Raw genomic sequence first — 16617 nt, 5'->3', positions numbered from 1 at the left:
TGTGCATAATGCATGCTGCTACGAACATGAAAACTAGACTTGAGAGTGAAGTTATAATTGATATATAGAGAGGGTTAGTTAATTGGGAGTAATAGATCAGCTGTTTTTAGAAGAAAAAGAGATTCAGGGTCTGCTGGATGACTTGCAGGCTGGCCAAGGCCAGCAGTTGATAACTGGCCTTTCCGGTGGTTCTAAGGCCGTCTTCTTTAAAGTAATCCAGCAGTCACTTGAGCGGCCGGTTCTGATCGTATCGCCGAATATGCTGCAAGCGCAGCGAACTTATGATGACTTGGTCAAAATGATCGGTGATGAGCATGTGCATTTATACACAGCGGAAGAACTTGTAGCTGCCGACTTTTCATTTGCCAGTTACGAATTACGGGCAGGACGGATTGAGACATTAGATCATATGGCACGAATAGGAAGCGGCATCTATATTACGCCGGTCGCGGGCCTTAGAAAGCTTTTACCTACAAAGAAACGCTGGTTGAACCACTATGTCACTGCGCAGACAGACGAAGAGATTGACATAGAAGCGTGGCTGGAAAAGCTCGTTTCTATGGGATATATCCGTAACGACTTGGTGAGTGCGCCAGGTGAATTTGCGTTGCGTGGCGGCATATTGGATATTTATCCGTTGACTACACAAGATCCCGTTCGAATTGAGCTATTTGATACTACGATAGATTCGATTCGTACATTTTCGGCAGAAGACCAACGCTCTACGGGAAAGTTAGAAAAGATTACGTTGTTACCCGCGACAGAATTTATTTGGACTCCTGAAGAGCTACTGCAAGTGTCACGTAAAGTAGAACAAGCACTTGGCGACAGCTTAACAAAAATTAAAAGTGAAGATCTGCAACAACAATTACTGACGACGATTATGGAAGACGTCGGTCTGATGAAGGATGGCATTGTGCCGGATACGATGAAGAAATATGTCTCCTTTTCATCTGAAGCCAATTCTATGCTGACTGATTACTTCCCATCGAATGGTCTCATCGTGTTTGATGAATTGGGACGTATACAAGAGAGCGTTGCGACATTGGAAGCAGAAGAACAAGAATTTCAGTTGGCGATGCTAGAAGACGGTAAAATGCTGCATGATACAAAGCTATCTTGGAAGTACGATTACGTGCTTGGCAAAATCCAGCAATTGCGTCTCTATTTATCTTTATTCACACGTGTGGTGCCAGGGTTCACAATTAAAAAGTCCATTGCCATCTCGTGCAAACCAATGCAGCAATTCCATGGACAAATGCCGCTATTGAAAAATGAAATCGAACGTTGGAAACAAGGAAACTATAATGTATTCCTTCTAGCAGCTTCAACTGAGCGGATGAATGCGATCCAAGGTATTTTACAAGAATATGACATAGAAGCTGCGGTGAATGGCCAACCTACAAAAGAAGGCACTCTGTCAATCATTGAGGGAGACTTGTCCGTCGGATTTGAATTGCCATTTCAAAAACTAGCGGTCATTACGGATGCAGAAATGTTTACAGGGAAGCCAAAACGGAAAGCGCGCCCGCCTAAAATAACCAATGCTGAACGAATTAAAAGCTATTCGGAAATTAAACCAGGCGATTATATCGTTCATGTCCATCATGGGATCGGCAAGTACTACGGTGTCGTGACACTAGAAGTAGGTGGCCTGCAAAAAGATTATTTGGATATTCGTTATCGAAGCGATGATAAACTGTTCGTACCTGCCGACCAAATTGATTTAATCCAAAAATATGTGGCTTCAGGTGAAAAGGAGCCAAAATTGCATAAGCTTGGCGGCGCAGAATGGACGAAGACCAAGCGTAAAGTTACAGCAGCAATTCAGGATATTGCAGACGATTTGATCAAACTTTACGCCAAACGGGAAGCAGAAAAAGGTTTTGCCTTCAGTGAGGATGATGATCTGCAACGTTCCTTTGAAAATGCTTTTCCTTACGAAGAAACGCAAGACCAACTGCAATCTATTGAAGAAATCAAAAAAGACATGGAAAGAGAACGACCGATGGATCGGCTGCTATGCGGGGATGTTGGTTATGGAAAAACGGAAGTCGCCATTCGAGCTGCATTTAAAGCAGTCACAAATGGTAAGCAGGTGGCATTTTTAGTGCCGACGACAATTTTGGCTCAACAGCATTTCGAAACGATGAAGGAGCGGTTCGCCGATTATCCGGTAACTGTGTCAGTGCTTAACCGTTTCCGCACGAAAAAACAGCAAGATGAAACCATTAAAGGCTTGAAAGCCGGCACAGTCGATATTGTGGTTGGAACACATCGTTTACTCTCGAAGGACGTTGTATATCAAGATCTAGGATTGCTCGTTGTCGATGAAGAGCAGCGCTTCGGTGTGACGCATAAGGAAAAGCTTAAGCAACTGAAAACGAATGTAGACGTATTGACATTGACGGCTACACCGATACCGCGAACATTGCATATGTCGATGGTTGGTGTTCGTGATCTCTCCGTCATCGAAACCCCGCCTTCCAACCGTTTCCCGGTTCAAACATATGTCATGGAACATAACGCTGGATTAGTGCGGGAAGCGATTGAACGAGAGATGGGTCGTGGAGGGCAAGTGTTTTACTTGTATAACCGGGTTGAAGAGATGGATCGGAAAGTGGAGGAAATTCGTCAGTTGGTGCCAGAGGCGCGTATAGCATCTGCTCATGGGCGAATGGGAGAAGCTGCTCTGGAAGCAGTTATCATGAGCTTCCTGGAAGGAGAATATGATGTACTCGTCACGACGACCATTATTGAAACGGGTATTGATATACCTAATGTCAACACCCTAATCGTGCATGATGCCGATCGGATGGGGCTGTCGCAGCTCTACCAATTGCGTGGACGTGTCGGGCGTTCAAATCGTGTAGCTTATAGTTATATGTTGTACCAGCGCGATAAAGTGCTGACGGAAGTGGCGGAAAACCGCCTTCAAGCAATCAAAGAATTTACGGAACTCGGCTCGGGCTTCAAAATTGCGATGCGTGACCTATCGATCCGGGGAGCAGGGAATTTATTAGGTTCACAACAGCACGGTTTCATTGATTCCGTCGGCTTCGACCTTTATTCACAATTACTGCAGGAAGCGATTGAGGAACGACAGACAGGAATCGTAAAAGAAGAGAAGCAGGACGTCGAAATTTCACTGCCAATCAATGCTTACTTGCCTGAAACTTATATACAGGATGGCTATCAAAAGATTCAAATGTACAAACGAGTGAAGGCGATTGAAAGTAATGAGGATTACTTGGAATTGGTTGATGAGATGATTGACCGTTTCGGTGATATGCCGTTGGAAGCTGATTTGTTGTTACGGGTCGGTCGTATGAAGGCGTGGGGACGTATTGCAGGTGTGGAATCTATTAAGAAAGTGCAAGACGTTGTAGAAATCAGGCTGTCTGAGGAAGGTACGTCACGTGCGGATGGTGCTAAGCTCATGGAACATTCATTAAAATTTGGTCATGCTGTCGGTTTGACACTTGAAAATGGACAAATTATTGTGACGGTAAATGAAAAGAAGTCCAAAAAGTTTACTGAATTCGACATGATTGAAGAAATGGTGCAAACCATGCAAGAGACGGCAAAGGAAGTCCGTACTACTGATGCCGTGTAAATCCTAGATTGCATAAAATGACCATATATGATGCATACTACTTCTAGAAATACATTTCATTTCGAGAAAGTGAGGCATTATACATGAAGGCAACGGGTATTGTCCGCAGAATTGATGACTTAGGAAGAGTGGTCATCCCCAAAGAAATTAGGAGGACACTCCGAATTCGTGAAGGAGACCCTCTAGAGATATTCACCGATCGAGAAGGAGAAGTTATTTTAAAAAAATATTCACCTATTTCAGAACTTGGCGAGTTTGCAGTGGAATATGCAGAAACACTTTATGAGACACTTGGCACGCCTGCTTTGATTAGTGACCGGGATGAAATGCTGGCGGTCGCAGGTCTATCTAAAAAGGATTATATGAATCGTCAACTGTCGCCTGTTTGTGAAGAAATACTAAACGACAGGACGGTCATTACTGAAAAGCATGAAAAGTCAGTGGAGTGGGTACCAGGCCAAATTGAACAAGTGAAATCATACTGTATTGCACCCATTATCGCAAACGGTGATGCTATTGGGGCGGTATATTTATTGTCAAAAGTTCATTTTGTCGGCGAGGCCGAACAAAAAGCTGCTGAAACTGCAGCAAACTTTTTAGCTAAACAAATGGAAAGTTAATTGAATACAAAAAGTATCAAATCTTTAATGAAAACTCACAGCATCTTTCCGGTTGCTTGTGAGTTTTTTTATCTTTATTCAGCAGAAGACTCTCACCTCTATAGGTGATGAGATGGATGTGGTTTTATTTCCTGTTCAGTGGGTGTTCAAACGCTCGCTAAACAAAGATAAAGCCTCCGGCGGATGTCTCAGATTTTGAGAGGAGTTAATTGTGCAAGCACAATTCAAAATCTGGACGCAATTACGCCGAGGCGTAATTGATTGTGAATTTCATTTTCCTTTAAATTTTTCCTTCTATATAATAGTGAAATTTATCACATACTACTCATGTGATAAAATTCACATGTGAATTTATGTATAAGTGAATCTTTTCACATGCCTATACGTGAAAAATTTCACATAAGCTAAATCAAAAGTGAAGGTTTTCACATACTACGAAATAGAGCAAAAGTCAAAACTTTTTTTAAAAAAATTTAAGCCATTAGAAAACCCTTGACAAAGGCATTGTAAACGCTTACCAATTTCAAGCTTTCCGAGTTGATAGAATATTCCCCCTTGTATTTGCTTTACGTTTACGCTTATAATCACTACCAACACAGATCAACACCAATTTAACAGGATAGGGAGAGAGATATTTTATGAATAGGCGATACAAATCTTCTTTACACATGCATAAAATTCACAATGGAAAAATGGAGACAATTTCAAAAGTGCCTTTGGAAAATAAAGAGGATTTAAGCTTGGCGTATTCTCCGGGAGTAGCTGAACCATGTGTAGAAATAGCTAAAGATCCTTCACTTGCGTATGAATATACAATTAAAGGTAATTTAGTGGCGGTTATCACAGATGGAACTGCTGTACTTGGCCTGGGAGATATCGGTCCAGAAGCTGCATTGCCTGTCATGGAAGGTAAGGCATTATTGCTAAAGCAGTTTGCTGGAATTGATTCATTTCCGATTTGTCTGGATACAAAAGATACAGATGAAATTGTCAATATCGTAAAAGCGCTGAGCCCAACATTTGGTGCAATCAATTTAGAAGATATCTCTGCTCCCCGCTGTTTTGAAATTGAACAAAGATTACGCGAAGAATGCAATATTCCAATTTTCCATGATGATCAGCACGGTACTGCAATTGTAGTAGGAGCTGGATTAATCAATGCGTTAAAATTGGTCGGTAAGGAACGTAATGAGGTTAAAATTGTGTTAAATGGTGCAGGTGCAGCAGGCGTAGCCATTACAAAACTTCTGCTAAGTATGGGCTTTGAAAATATTATCATGTGTGATTCGAAAGGGATTATTTACGAAGGTCGAGAATTCTCCATGAACAGTGTAAAGCATGAAATGTCCCGTATTACAAATCGTGAAAAGCTAGAGGGTACATTGGAAGATGCCATGAAAGGTGCGGATGTTTTTGTAGGAGTTTCTGTCGCAAACTTGCTTACGAAGGAATTGATTGACTGTATGAACCCTGAGCCGATAGTCTTTGGTTTAGCAAACCCAATACCTGAGATAAAGCCTGAATTAGCTAAAGAATACGGAGTTAGAATTATTGCGACAGGGCGCTCAGACTATCCAAACCAAGTCAATAACGTCTTAGCTTTCCCGGGCATCTTCCGTGGAGCATTAGATGTGAGAGCGACGGAGATCAATGAAGAGATGAAGCTTGCGGCAACTTATGCGATTGCAGATTTAATAAAAGAAGAGGATTTACGCGAAGATTATATTATTCCAGACCCATTTGATGACCGAGTCGCTCCAATTGTGGCACATGCAGTAGGCAAGGCGGCAATGAGCACAAATGTCTCGGTTGCTAAAGAAATCGTACTACCAACCCGATAAAACTTACTATACCGACCAGTCTTTCTCCATTTAAGAGAAAGACTGGTCTTTAATATGTACGTATAACTTTTGACCCGCGCACACACGCCGCTATCCTTCTATACGTATAGTATGATAAAACCTATAGGCTGGGAGGAACGGTATGACTTGGCTACTTATCGCAGGTTTTGCAATTTCATCAAGCATTGACAATTTCGGAGTTGGGCTTTCTTATGGGGTGCAGCGAGTTCGTATCCCTGCTATTTCTAACTTGTTAATTGCTGTTATCTGTTTACTGTTTAGTTTGATCGGTATGGTGTCGGGTACGTGGCTGGCGGAATTGTTGCCAGGAAAATTTCCTGATCTCGTAGCATTTACAGTTTTAAGCATTATTGGGATACGAATCATGGTGATCGCTCTTCGGCAACAGAAAAAACGGCAAACAAGCGTTTTGGGGGAGCCGGAGAAAATGGACTTTGACGGGTCTTCGCATATTAGCATAGGGGAGGCCCTGCTGTTAGGTGTTGCCCTGTCGGCAAACGCCTTGACCAATGGAATCGGAGCCGGTCTGCTGGAGTTATCCCCGATTGCCATCGCACTATCGGCGGCAGTTGGAAGTTATTTGACGTTATGGGTTGGTGTCGTATTAGGTGCTAGATTGGCAAAGTTTCGCATTGGTAGAATGACAGTAGGGCAATTTGGAACGTTCATGAGCGGCGCCATCATTTTAATGATTGCAATTACGCGCTTATTCTAGTATTGCAAGCGAAAATGGTATACTAGAAGTCATTAATGAATGAAAGAGGCGCGTGTATGGCGTTGACAAAGTGGAATATGAAGTCGTTTATGAAAGGTGCCTCGATTTTGACGATTGCCGCCATCATCGTCAAAGTATTGAGCGCAGTTTATCGAGTGCCTTTTCAAAATCTAGTTGGAGATAAAGGGTTTTATATTTATCAGCAAGTGTACCCGTTTATCGGGATATTTATTGTTTGGACGTCCTCGGGATTTGCAGTAGCTGTTTCAAAAATGCTTGCAGAAAGTAAAGGGCCAGGTGAGTCGCGTGGAATTCTGCGTGTCTCGCTCGCTTATTTACTCATATTGTCGGCAATGATATTTCTATTGCTGCGTACAGGTTCTTCTTTTTTTGCGGATCTGATGGGCGATTCAGCTTTGGCGCCCGTATTGCAGACAGGATCCTATATTGTATTGGTGTTGCCATTTTTGGCCGTGCTGAAAGGTGTCTTTCAATCGGAAGGACAAATGATACCTGTCGCGATTTCCAATGTATCTGAGCAGTTATTTCGAGTTGTTATCGTGTTAGCAGGTACTTGGCTGGCGGTGAGAGCGGGAACTTCGCTTTACAAAATTGGGGAAATTACGATGTGGGCAGCGATAGCTGGAGAAGTGGCAGGGGTTTTCATTCTCACTTGGTTCTTTGTGCAGAGAAAACGAGCCCCTTTAGTCGCTGTGCAACCGTGGAAAGTGGTTAAGGATTTGACGAAGATCAGCGTTAGCGTAAGTGCCAGTTCATTAATATTACTGGTGTTTCAATTGGTGGACTCTTTTACGGTCTACAATGCATTAATGCAAGCAGGCTTCACGAGTGAGACAGCAATGACAATGAAGGGCATCTATGATCGAGGGCAACCGCTCGCACAGATGGGTATCCTATTGGCGTCAACGCTTGCGCTTGCGCTTGTTCCATTGATTGCACATCATGCATCCAAACAACAGGGACGTGGAGCGTTGCCGTTCATTAGTTTAACGTTTCGTACATCCATTTTATTTGGCTGGGCTGCAACGATTGGACTGGTGCTGGTCTTGCCTTTTGTCAATGAAATGCTGTTTGAAACACGGACAGGCTCCGTAGCGCTCATCATTTTCTCCATTCAGATATTGTGGTTGTCGATAATTTTGCCGTTGACGGCTATTTTGCAGGGAAGTGGTAAAGTACGAGGACCACTTTTGTTGTTGGTACTCGGTGTGCTGATTAAGTTGGCCGCGACACCACCATTGGTTCGACAGTATGGCATTGAAGGGGCGGCAGTTTCAGGTGCTTTCGCGTTCGCGGTCGTCGCTGTGTTATTGATAATATACTTCAAGCGGTTTTGGAAAATTCCGTTGGCATCAAGTCGCTTTTACATTGTACTTTTGAATGCGGCAGGTGCGATGGCAGTGATTCTTATTCCTTGGATGCTCGTATGCGATCTTTGGTTGTTTGATGGACTTCCATCACGATGGGGTGCGACTCTGACAGCGATGACGACTGTCTGTATCGGGGCGATCATATTTCTGTTCGTCGTCTTGAAATCACGTATAATGAATGAAAGAGAATGGTACTTACTGCCGTTTGGAAAGCGGTTGGCAATTGTTCAACTATGGCTAACTAAAAATAGAAGGTGAAGCATGTGAGAAAGATAACAGTCATCGGATTAGGTGCAGGCGATTTGGATCAACTGTCGCTTGGTACCTATCGATTATTGAAACAGGCCGAACGTCTGGTAATCAGGACGGAAGAACATCCTGTTGTGAGCCAGCTGCGTTCGGAAGGCTTGCAAATGGAAAGCTTCGATGCAATCTATGAAGCGAAGGATGCGTTTGAAGATGTTTATCAGACGATTGTCGAAAACTTGCTTGAAATGAGCAGGGAACAGCTGGTTACATATGCGGTGCCTGGACATCCGCTCGTGGCGGAAAGAACCGTTCAATTATTAATTGAGAAAGAGCAGGCCGGTGAAATTGAATTGTATATAGCTGGCGGCAGCAGTTTCTTGGATCCGATTTTTACTGCCTTGCGTATTGATCCAATTGAAGGATTCCAACTGCTCGACGGGACAGATTTGAAGCGGGATGATATACGGATGGACCAGCATGTATTGGTAGGGCAAGTGTACGATGCGTTCGTCGCTTCGGATGTTAAGCTATCATTGATGGAGAAGTATCCCGATGAGCATTTGGTGACAATCGTGACGGCTGCCGGATCGGCTGATGAAAAGTTGACTACGTTGCCGCTGTTCGAGCTAGATCGGGCGATGACCTTGAATAATCTTACAACGATCTATGTGCCGCCAATACTTGAACGCGATCAGCGGTTGAAAGAGTGGAGTTCATTACGTGAAATCATTGCCGCTCTGCGTGCACCAGACGGTTGTCCGTGGGATCGGGAACAAACTCACGAGACATTGAAACGTTATTTGATTGAGGAGTCGTATGAATTGATTCAAGCGATTGACGATGAAGACGACGAGGCAATCATCGAGGAGCTCGGCGATGTCTTACTGCAAGTCTTCTTGCATGCGCAAATTGGGGAAGACAACGGGTATTTCTCTATAGAAGACGTCTTGGAGTCAATTGGAGCGAAAATGATTCGTCGCCATCCTCACGTATTTGGACAAGCAGAGGCCGACACAACAGCGGAAGTGCTGACGAATTGGCAAGCAATCAAAGAGCAAGAAAAGCCGCAGCGGACCTCTCTATTGGAAGACCAGGCACGCTATGCTTCTTCGTTGCTGACATCCTTTAACTATCAGAAGTCTGCCGCTAAGGTAGGATTTGATTGGCCGAATATAGAAGGCGCCTTTAAAAAGTTTCAAGAAGAGTGGCAAGAGTTTCAGGAGGAAGTACGTAACGGAGAAAAAGACCGCCAACTGGATGAACTTGGTGATGTGCTATTTACAATTGTCAACGTAGCCAGATTCTTGAAAATCTCCCCAGAAGAAGCGATGTGGCATGCCAATGAAAAGTTCAAATCTCGCTTCCTTCATGTCGAACATTGTGTCCAGCAGGGGAATGGAGACTTCTCCGCCTACTCTCTAGACCAACTTGAGGAATTCTGGCAGGAAGCTAAACGAAAGGAAGAATCTAATGAGACTCGATAAATTTTTGAAAGTATCCCGCCTTATCAAACGCCGTACATTGGCGAAACAAGTAGCGGATCAAGGAAGAATAACCATTAACGGAAAAGTGGCAAAAGCCTCCTCCGATGTAAAACCGGGTGATGAACTGGCTATCCGTTTCGGCCAAAAGATCGTCACCGCAACTGTAAATGAATTAAAAGACTCAACTAAAAAAGATGACGCAGCTACAATGTATACCATTCTCAGCGAAGAGCGCCTTGAAAAAGTGGAACCTGAATTTGTGGATGATGAAGACTGAATAGATAAGAAGGATCGAAAAGGCAGCCGCGGCAGGCTGCCTTTTTGTATGAGCAGGCTGGTTGTTCATCATCGGAAGTTAAAGTATTTAGGAAATGTGCGGTTAGCGGCTGGTTTGGCTTGTTTTACGTTTATTTTGGCTCGTTGTAGTTTGATTAATGTTCGTTCCAGAAAGGTTTTGGTGCATTTCGGTCGCATTTTGGTTCGGTCCAACGGAATTTTGGCGCGTCTCCCTTCTGGAACGGAAATCGACAGATCACAATCTGCACATTGCATGCAGATTAGCCATTCTCAAGAAAAGTTCCTGTCATGTTTTATTAGGCCGCCGCATAAGATATGGGGAACGCACTAGAAAAGGGGGACGCATATGCAAATTCAAACAGACAGTTCTACGTATACAATTCCATCAGGAGACCATGTAGTAACCATGCGAAATCGTAAGAGAATGGACCTTACCTCTGTAAAAACGATTGATCGATTCGATCAGGAGGAATTTCTCGTTCGAACATCGCAAGGGGTACTGCAAATTCGCGGGGAGGAATTGCGTATTGTACATTTAGATGTGGACAAGGGGTTGCTAACTCTAGAAGGCTCTGTCACAACATTGCAATACGACGAAGAAGAAACAGGATCACGCAATTTTCTCCATAAATTATTCGGATGAGCCTATCCGTCCAGTTCTTCAGTTTACTAGCGATGATCGGGACAGGTATTGCCGCTGGAGTCATCATGGATTTATTCGGAAGCATTATTGCCGCGTGCGATAAAAGCTCATTTATTCGAAGACGTGCATTTTGGTTTGAATTGGCGGTCTGGATATTTATAGGGGTAGGTGCTTTTTGGATATTGGTGTTAGTAAGGGATGGGGCTTGGCGGATGTATGATCCAGTCGCACAAATCAGCGGTATGCTGCTCTATGCAGCCATCTTCCATTACCCATTTCGATTTATCGGTAGATTGCTATTACTTGTCATTATCCGGCCTATTTGGTATTTGATCAGGTTCCTGTTATTAATCGTTCAACGAATTATCCGGATTTTCGTTTCAATCCTGACATTTATTACGTCACCCATCGTCCGATTAATTAAGACCGCCGGGAAATTCCTTCAAAAAAAAGGTAGAGTACTATATAATAGAGAATAATAGTGTATACGGGGAAGAAAGGTGTGTGCGCCATGAATAAACCACAGAAGCCAACAGCTAGGAAAGTCACATCAATCGAAACTGAATATGTGCGCTCCATGCAGAAAAAAGAAAATTGGAAGCAAGCACAAAAAAAGCGTTTGCGAAATCGCCTAATCGTCTTCGCTGTTCTAATGTGTATTGTATTTGGCAGTTTATTCAACATGTATTCCGGTCAAAAGAAGTTGCTGGCCGCAAAAGAACAAGAAAAGACAGAAGCAATCGCGACACTAAAGGATTTGAAAACAGAACAAGAACAATTGAATAAGCAGCTGGCAAAGTTGGATGACGAAGAATATATCGCCAAACTCGCACGTAAAGAGTACTTCCTTTCGGAGTCCAATGAAATTATATTTTCCATTCCTGACAAGAAGAAATCGTCAGAAAAAGAGACGAGAAAAGAGTAGTCGTATTGACACTCTTTTTTTGTTGGCTATAATATAAGTAGGAGCCTGCAAATTGCAGGAAATGCCAATATGGTTGATAGGCACTTTTAAAGGCCGCTTAAAACTTAAGGAGGAGCATTTTTTTTATGTCAATTGAAGTAGGCAGCAAGTTAGAGGGTAAGGTAACCGGGATCACAAATTTTGGGGCATTTGTTGAATTGCCGAACGGATCCACAGGATTAGTCCATATTAGTGAAGTAGCTGACAATTATGTCAAAGATATAAATGACCATTTAAAAGTCGGTGATATGGTAGAAGTTAAAGTGATGAATGTGGGAGCAGACGGTAAAATCGGCCTTTCCATCCGTAAGGCAAAACCTGAGTCGGAACGTCCGCAACGTCCTCAGCGTCCTCAGCGACCTCGACAAGGCAGTAAGCCAAGTTTTGAACGACCAGAGAATTTTGAACAGAAGATGGCAAAATTCATGAAGGATAGTGAAGAACGTCTATCTACCTTGAAGAGAGCTACAGAGTCTAAACGCGGTGGCCGTGGCGCAAGAAGAGGATAACTTGCTGTCTGTTTCAATCTTGAATCAAATTTATGTTCTGCCCTATTGCGTATGCTTAACAGACTTTTGTTAAGCATACGCTTTTAATTTTAACGAAAAAACCCCCTTGCAATAAATGCAAGGGGGTTTTAATGTATAGCGGCGGAGGGGGTCGAACCCACGACCTTACGGGTATGAACCGTACGCTCTAGCCAGCTGAGCTACGCCGCCAAGACGAATAGTTGACTGCTGGAATTGTGTAATTCGAGCACAACGTCTCTTATCATACAAGGTCAAACGAGAAGTGTCAACATTTCTTTGGAAAAAAGAAAAAAAGATACGGATTACGTCGAAATCTTTTTTAGATACTCTGTCACAAACAGACAAAATCTCTTGGGTCTCCCATGTATAGTTGCAAGTAAGAGAACATAGGGGGTATGGGAAATGAAGATGATTGACAATATGGAGAGACCGTTTGGCCAGCAGTTCAGAGTCGCATGGCAAGAGCTGATCAACCGAAAAGTTTATTTTATGACAGCAATTCTTTTCTTGATCGGCTCGTTCTTTCTGTCGCAGGCAGTAGTATTCGACATGGCGGTACCGTTCTTCTTACCAATTTGGGCATTGGCCAGCATGCGCTATCGGCAGCATATGATCTACGTGTTCATTGGAGGGATGGCAGGCAGTGCATTTTTGGGGATGGGACAAGCTGTAATCCACCTGACGCAATTGTTACTGTTTCATTTGGCCATTAAATCGCCATTTGTCAAAAAATCAATTCCCCTCGCTGTGGCTAGCTGCATGATCATCCCGCAGATCATCTGGCAACTTGTAATGTATAGCGGGAATCCACCGGTAGCTGTGCAACTATCGATTGGATTGGAAGCAATGCTCGCTCTTTTTATGACAGTTTTTATGCTATTGGCTTTTCCTTCTATAGACCGATTATTATATGGACCATGGAACCCTGAGCAAGTAAGTGCAATGTGTATAGTGGGAGCGCTTGCAACGACAGGAATGGGTGGTTTGCAGATCGGCTACGTCTCAGTGGCAGGTGTGTTTTTATTCTTGGCAATTTATGTGGCCGCTATGGTAGGCGGCGTTCCGTTTGCTACGACAGTCGGTATGATTATCGCGTTAATAATAGGTGTTTCTGATTTAGCCTTTACAGGAATGATGGCATTATATGGAATGACGGGTTTATTAGCAGGCGGTTTAAAGCGGTTCGGTAAATTAGGGATTGTAACCGGGAGTTTATTTGTCTCGCTTTTTTTCCTGCTATACGATGCAACATTACCGCTGGATACAGTGCATTTTGTGACGATCGGAGTGGCGGCGGTTCTATTTTTCTTTATTCCATCACGGAAGATTAACCAAGTTCGGCAAGTGTTCTTACCAAAGCAGGAGGGGATCTCGGAAAAACGTCAGCAATGGCTGGCGGATAAATTAGATGGGCAGTTGGAGGAGTTCCAGCAATTTGCCCACTTCATGTCGACGCTCGTCAATAATCGATTTTCATCAGAAGAGGAGGTTGCTGCCACGATCCAAGTTCCGTCTATTTGTCAATCTTGTTTTCGCTATAAAAAATGTTGGGAAAGTGAGGAAGATGGAATTTCATCCTTAGTAAACGAGTGGGAGTCTACCTATTCCGCAACGAAGAAAGCAGCGCGATTACGTGTAGAAGAGAAGATGAAATTTAAATGTTTGCGTTTTAAAGGGCTAATCAATGAATTGGAGGAGCATGGGACGAATCGTTTGTTAATGGGACAGTTGCAGCATGGAAGAAAAATGCTGGCATTGCAATTACGGGATATGAGCACCCATATAGAAAAAGTAATGCGAGATGTAAAGGAGGACTTGACGACTTATAAACTGGCAGAGGAGGAGTTGGCGAATCGATTACAAGTACAAGGAGTGGAGTTTTTCCAAATCGATATTTTGTCAGAAGAAAGGGGAGCTTGTAAAGTAGTCATCTCGATTCCGGAGAAAAAGGCTGATTTTGAAACCGAGACCACCGTAGGGGAATACTTGATCTTGCCTGTCCTGGAAGAGATGTATGACGAACCAATCCATATTTCGAAATCTGCTTATCAGCCGTTTCCGTTCCCTCATGTGCAATTAACCTTCAGTTCGGCGGTTCGCTTTTCATTGGATTACGATATTGTGACGACAGCGGGTGGCGGGACATTCCAAGCGGGAGATGCGTATGAAGTCTTCAAGATTCACGATGGATTGTCTGCTGTATTGTTATCTGACGGGATGGGACAAGATGTCAACGCGTATCATGAGAGCAGAAAAGTAATTCGTCTCATGCGTGAATGTTTGGGACAGAAAATGGATCCTGAGACAGCCATTCACACTTTACATTATATGATGGCCCTGAACGGCTTAGATGATATGTACGCTACATTGGACTTAGCACTTATAGATTTACAGGATGGTAGGCTATGGTCGTGGAAAGCGGGTTCAATGAGCACCTATATTAAGAGGGGGGATGAATTTATACGTTTGGACAGCAAAACAGTACCTTTTGGGTTCTTGCCGTCTTTCTCAATAGAGGCAAAAAATGAACAATTGAAATCGGGCGATATTTTGGTGATGATGACGGATGGGATATTTAACGGGGAGTTACCATTAGAACCTCAGGAGGAAGTGATGGAAAGGACGATTGAACGGTATAAAGAGTTGGATTGCCATACAATTGCAGATCAAGTCATGGCGGAAATGGAGCGTTCGTTTGAGTCGGTGGAAGATGATCGGACGATACTCGTGATGAAAATTGACCACGTCGTACCGAAGTGGTCTAAAGTAAATAATAAATCACGAATTATTTCTCGAAAAAGAATGGTAGGATAGGGGGAGGAGGGAGATGAATCATGAAAACATTACGACAAAAAGTGTTGAACTTCATAAACCGACAAACGTTGATTCCTCCCGGCTCTCGTGTATTGGTAGCTTGTTCAGGAGGTGTCGATTCCATCGCCCTGCTGCATTTCCTGGCCACCCATAGAAAAACGCTTGGAATTGAAGTAGGCGCAGCACATGTGGATCATATGCTGCGCGGCGATGAGTCTGCAGAAGATGCATTTGTGGTAAAAGATCTATGCGAAGGATTTCATTTGCCATTCTTCTCTGAGCAAGTACCAATCCCTTCTATACTGGAAAATAACGGCGGAAATGTACAGCTGTTGTGCAGAGAAGAGCGCTATAAATGTTTAGCTGCAATTATGGCGCATCATGAATTTGATGTTCTGGCAACAGGACATCACGCAGAAGATCAATTGGAAACTGTGCTTATGCAATTAACAAAAGGTCATTCATTGAACGGCATGCCGATACAGCGTCCATTTCATCAAGGGAATGTTGTTCGTCCTTTCCTTCCCTTGCAAAAGAGAGAATTGTACGAGTATGCCGCCAATTTTGGCTTACCGTTTAGAGAGGATCCGAGTAATCAGCGGAATGATTATTTGCGCAATCGGATCCGGCATCATGTCGTGCCATTTTTGACTGAAGAAAATCCTTCTATTTCGTCGGGTGCTGTTCAGCTAACTGTCCAACGACAGGAAGATGAAGCGTTATTGAATGAACTTGCGGATAATCATTGGCAAGCGATTGTTACATATACAGATGAACAGCTTCCCTCTTTTAACCGCCAAGCCTTTCTCGCTATTCCCCAAGCTTTACAAAAGCGTGCGATTCAACTACTATTAAGGTGTCTTCCCAGCCCGGAAATTGATAAAACTGAGCGGCGTTCCGCATTAGTGGAAGAACTGTTACAGCATATTAAGGACCCGGCTGGAAATATAGCGCTTGACTTAGCGTATGGCTACCGATTTGTTAGAGAATATGATAAACTGCTAGTTACAAAAAAGTATATGAATACTGCGTCTCTTCGTTCAAAAGTACTGGAAAAAGGAACTTGGAATTCGTGGGGAAATGTTCAGATTTACTGGCAGCATGCCGACATGTGTGCAACCGAACACTTCCTATCTTCAGATGACGTGCGTTATTTTCAATTACCTGAGTTTGAGCTGCCGTTGACTGTCCGTCTTCGGGAACCTGGCGATCGTTTGCTTCTAAAAGGCATGTCCCAAGAAAAACGCGTATCGCGGCTATTAATTGATGAAAAAGTTGGAATGACGCAAAGACAGCAGCAGCCGGTTATTACAACGGCAAGCGGTATCGTATGTGCGGTGCCGGGTGTTCGATATGGTGAGATATTCTCACGCAATCAACCGGAAGGCGAGTCATACATATGGATTACGCGAGAAGGCGAAAGTAGATAAAA

The 16617-nt window shown here is 43.5% G+C and carries 13 protein-coding genes and 1 tRNA gene; 13 read left to right on the top strand and 1 reads right to left on the bottom strand.

The genetic code is table 11. The features are described from left to right. The first annotated feature begins 82 nt into the window (after positions 1-82). The 11 genes from mfd to B5D59_RS17600 all read left to right on the top strand — a co-directional run bounded on the left by mfd (position 83) and on the right by B5D59_RS17600 (position 12350). A complete protein-coding gene (mfd, locus tag B5D59_RS17650) occupies positions 83-3616 on the top strand; it encodes a transcription-repair coupling factor (protein ID WP_009499429.1) in 3534 nt (1177 codons plus the stop codon). 83 nt (positions 3617-3699) lie between these two features. Then, complete coding sequence (gene spoVT / locus B5D59_RS17645; protein WP_009499430.1) at positions 3700-4236, top strand: stage V sporulation protein T; 537 nt, start codon at positions 3700-3702, stop codon at positions 4234-4236. Positions 4237-4874: 638 nt separating this feature from the next. Next, positions 4875-6077, top strand: coding sequence for an NAD(P)-dependent malic enzyme (locus B5D59_RS17640; protein WP_009499431.1), 1203 nt, complete (start codon positions 4875-4877; stop codon positions 6075-6077). 142 nt (positions 6078-6219) lie between these two features. Next, the gene (gene ytaF, locus B5D59_RS17635) at positions 6220-6813 is read left to right on the top strand and encodes a sporulation membrane protein YtaF (protein WP_078818834.1); all 594 of its coding nucleotides are present in this window, start codon (positions 6220-6222) and stop codon (positions 6811-6813) included. A 56-nt stretch (positions 6814-6869) separates the two neighbouring features. After that, positions 6870-8462 carry a putative polysaccharide biosynthesis protein gene (locus B5D59_RS17630; protein WP_245799564.1) on the top strand — a complete coding sequence of 531 codons (1593 nt, stop codon included), beginning with the start codon at positions 6870-6872 and terminating at the stop codon, positions 8460-8462. Positions 8463-8467: 5 nt separating this feature from the next. Next, a complete protein-coding gene (gene yabN / locus B5D59_RS17625; protein ID WP_078818832.1) occupies positions 8468-9937 on the top strand; it encodes a bifunctional methyltransferase/pyrophosphohydrolase YabN in 1470 nt (489 codons plus the stop codon). After that, positions 9924-10214: an RNA-binding S4 domain-containing protein gene (locus B5D59_RS17620; RefSeq protein WP_078818831.1), complete on the top strand. Its 291-nt coding sequence runs from the start codon at positions 9924-9926 to the stop codon at positions 10212-10214. The genes yabN and B5D59_RS17620 overlap by 14 nt, the downstream gene beginning before the upstream one ends. A gap of 366 nt (positions 10215-10580) precedes the next feature. Further along, a complete protein-coding gene (yabP, locus tag B5D59_RS17615; protein ID WP_009499437.1) occupies positions 10581-10877 on the top strand; it encodes a sporulation protein YabP in 297 nt (98 codons plus the stop codon). Then, the gene (gene yabQ / locus B5D59_RS17610; RefSeq protein ID WP_078818830.1) at positions 10874-11356 is read left to right on the top strand and encodes a spore cortex biosynthesis protein YabQ; all 483 of its coding nucleotides are present in this window, start codon (positions 10874-10876) and stop codon (positions 11354-11356) included. The genes yabP and yabQ overlap by 4 nt, the downstream gene beginning before the upstream one ends. A 32-nt stretch (positions 11357-11388) precedes the next feature. Beyond that, complete coding sequence (locus B5D59_RS17605) at positions 11389-11802, top strand: FtsB family cell division protein (protein ID WP_078818829.1); 414 nt, start codon at positions 11389-11391, stop codon at positions 11800-11802. A gap of 125 nt (positions 11803-11927) precedes the next feature. Next, positions 11928-12350: a S1 domain-containing RNA-binding protein gene (locus B5D59_RS17600; RefSeq protein ID WP_009499440.1), complete on the top strand. Its 423-nt coding sequence runs from the start codon at positions 11928-11930 to the stop codon at positions 12348-12350. A 136-nt stretch (positions 12351-12486) separates the two neighbouring features. Here B5D59_RS17600 and B5D59_RS17595 read toward each other — a convergent pair. After that, a tRNA-Met gene (locus tag B5D59_RS17595) sits at positions 12487-12560 on the bottom strand. A gap of 213 nt (positions 12561-12773) precedes the next feature. On the opposite strand from B5D59_RS17595, the gene B5D59_RS17590 reads away from it, so the two are divergent. Together B5D59_RS17590 and tilS are read left to right on the top strand one after the other, a co-directional pair. Continuing rightward, on the top strand, positions 12774-15185 hold the full coding sequence (locus B5D59_RS17590) for a SpoIIE family protein phosphatase (protein WP_078818828.1): 2412 nt from the start codon (positions 12774-12776) through the stop codon (positions 15183-15185). A gap of 20 nt (positions 15186-15205) precedes the next feature. Continuing rightward, the gene (gene tilS / locus B5D59_RS17585; RefSeq protein WP_078818827.1) at positions 15206-16615 is read left to right on the top strand and encodes a tRNA lysidine(34) synthetase TilS; all 1410 of its coding nucleotides are present in this window, start codon (positions 15206-15208) and stop codon (positions 16613-16615) included. The last annotated feature ends 2 nt before the right edge of the window (positions 16616-16617 follow it).

It is taken from the genome of Sporosarcina newyorkensis (assembly GCF_900167515.1).
Lineage (GTDB): Bacteria > Bacillota > Bacilli > Bacillales_A > Planococcaceae > Sporosarcina > Sporosarcina newyorkensis.
The sequence above is the reverse complement of the archived record's forward strand: the minus strand, read 5'-3'. Positions and strand labels throughout refer to the sequence as shown.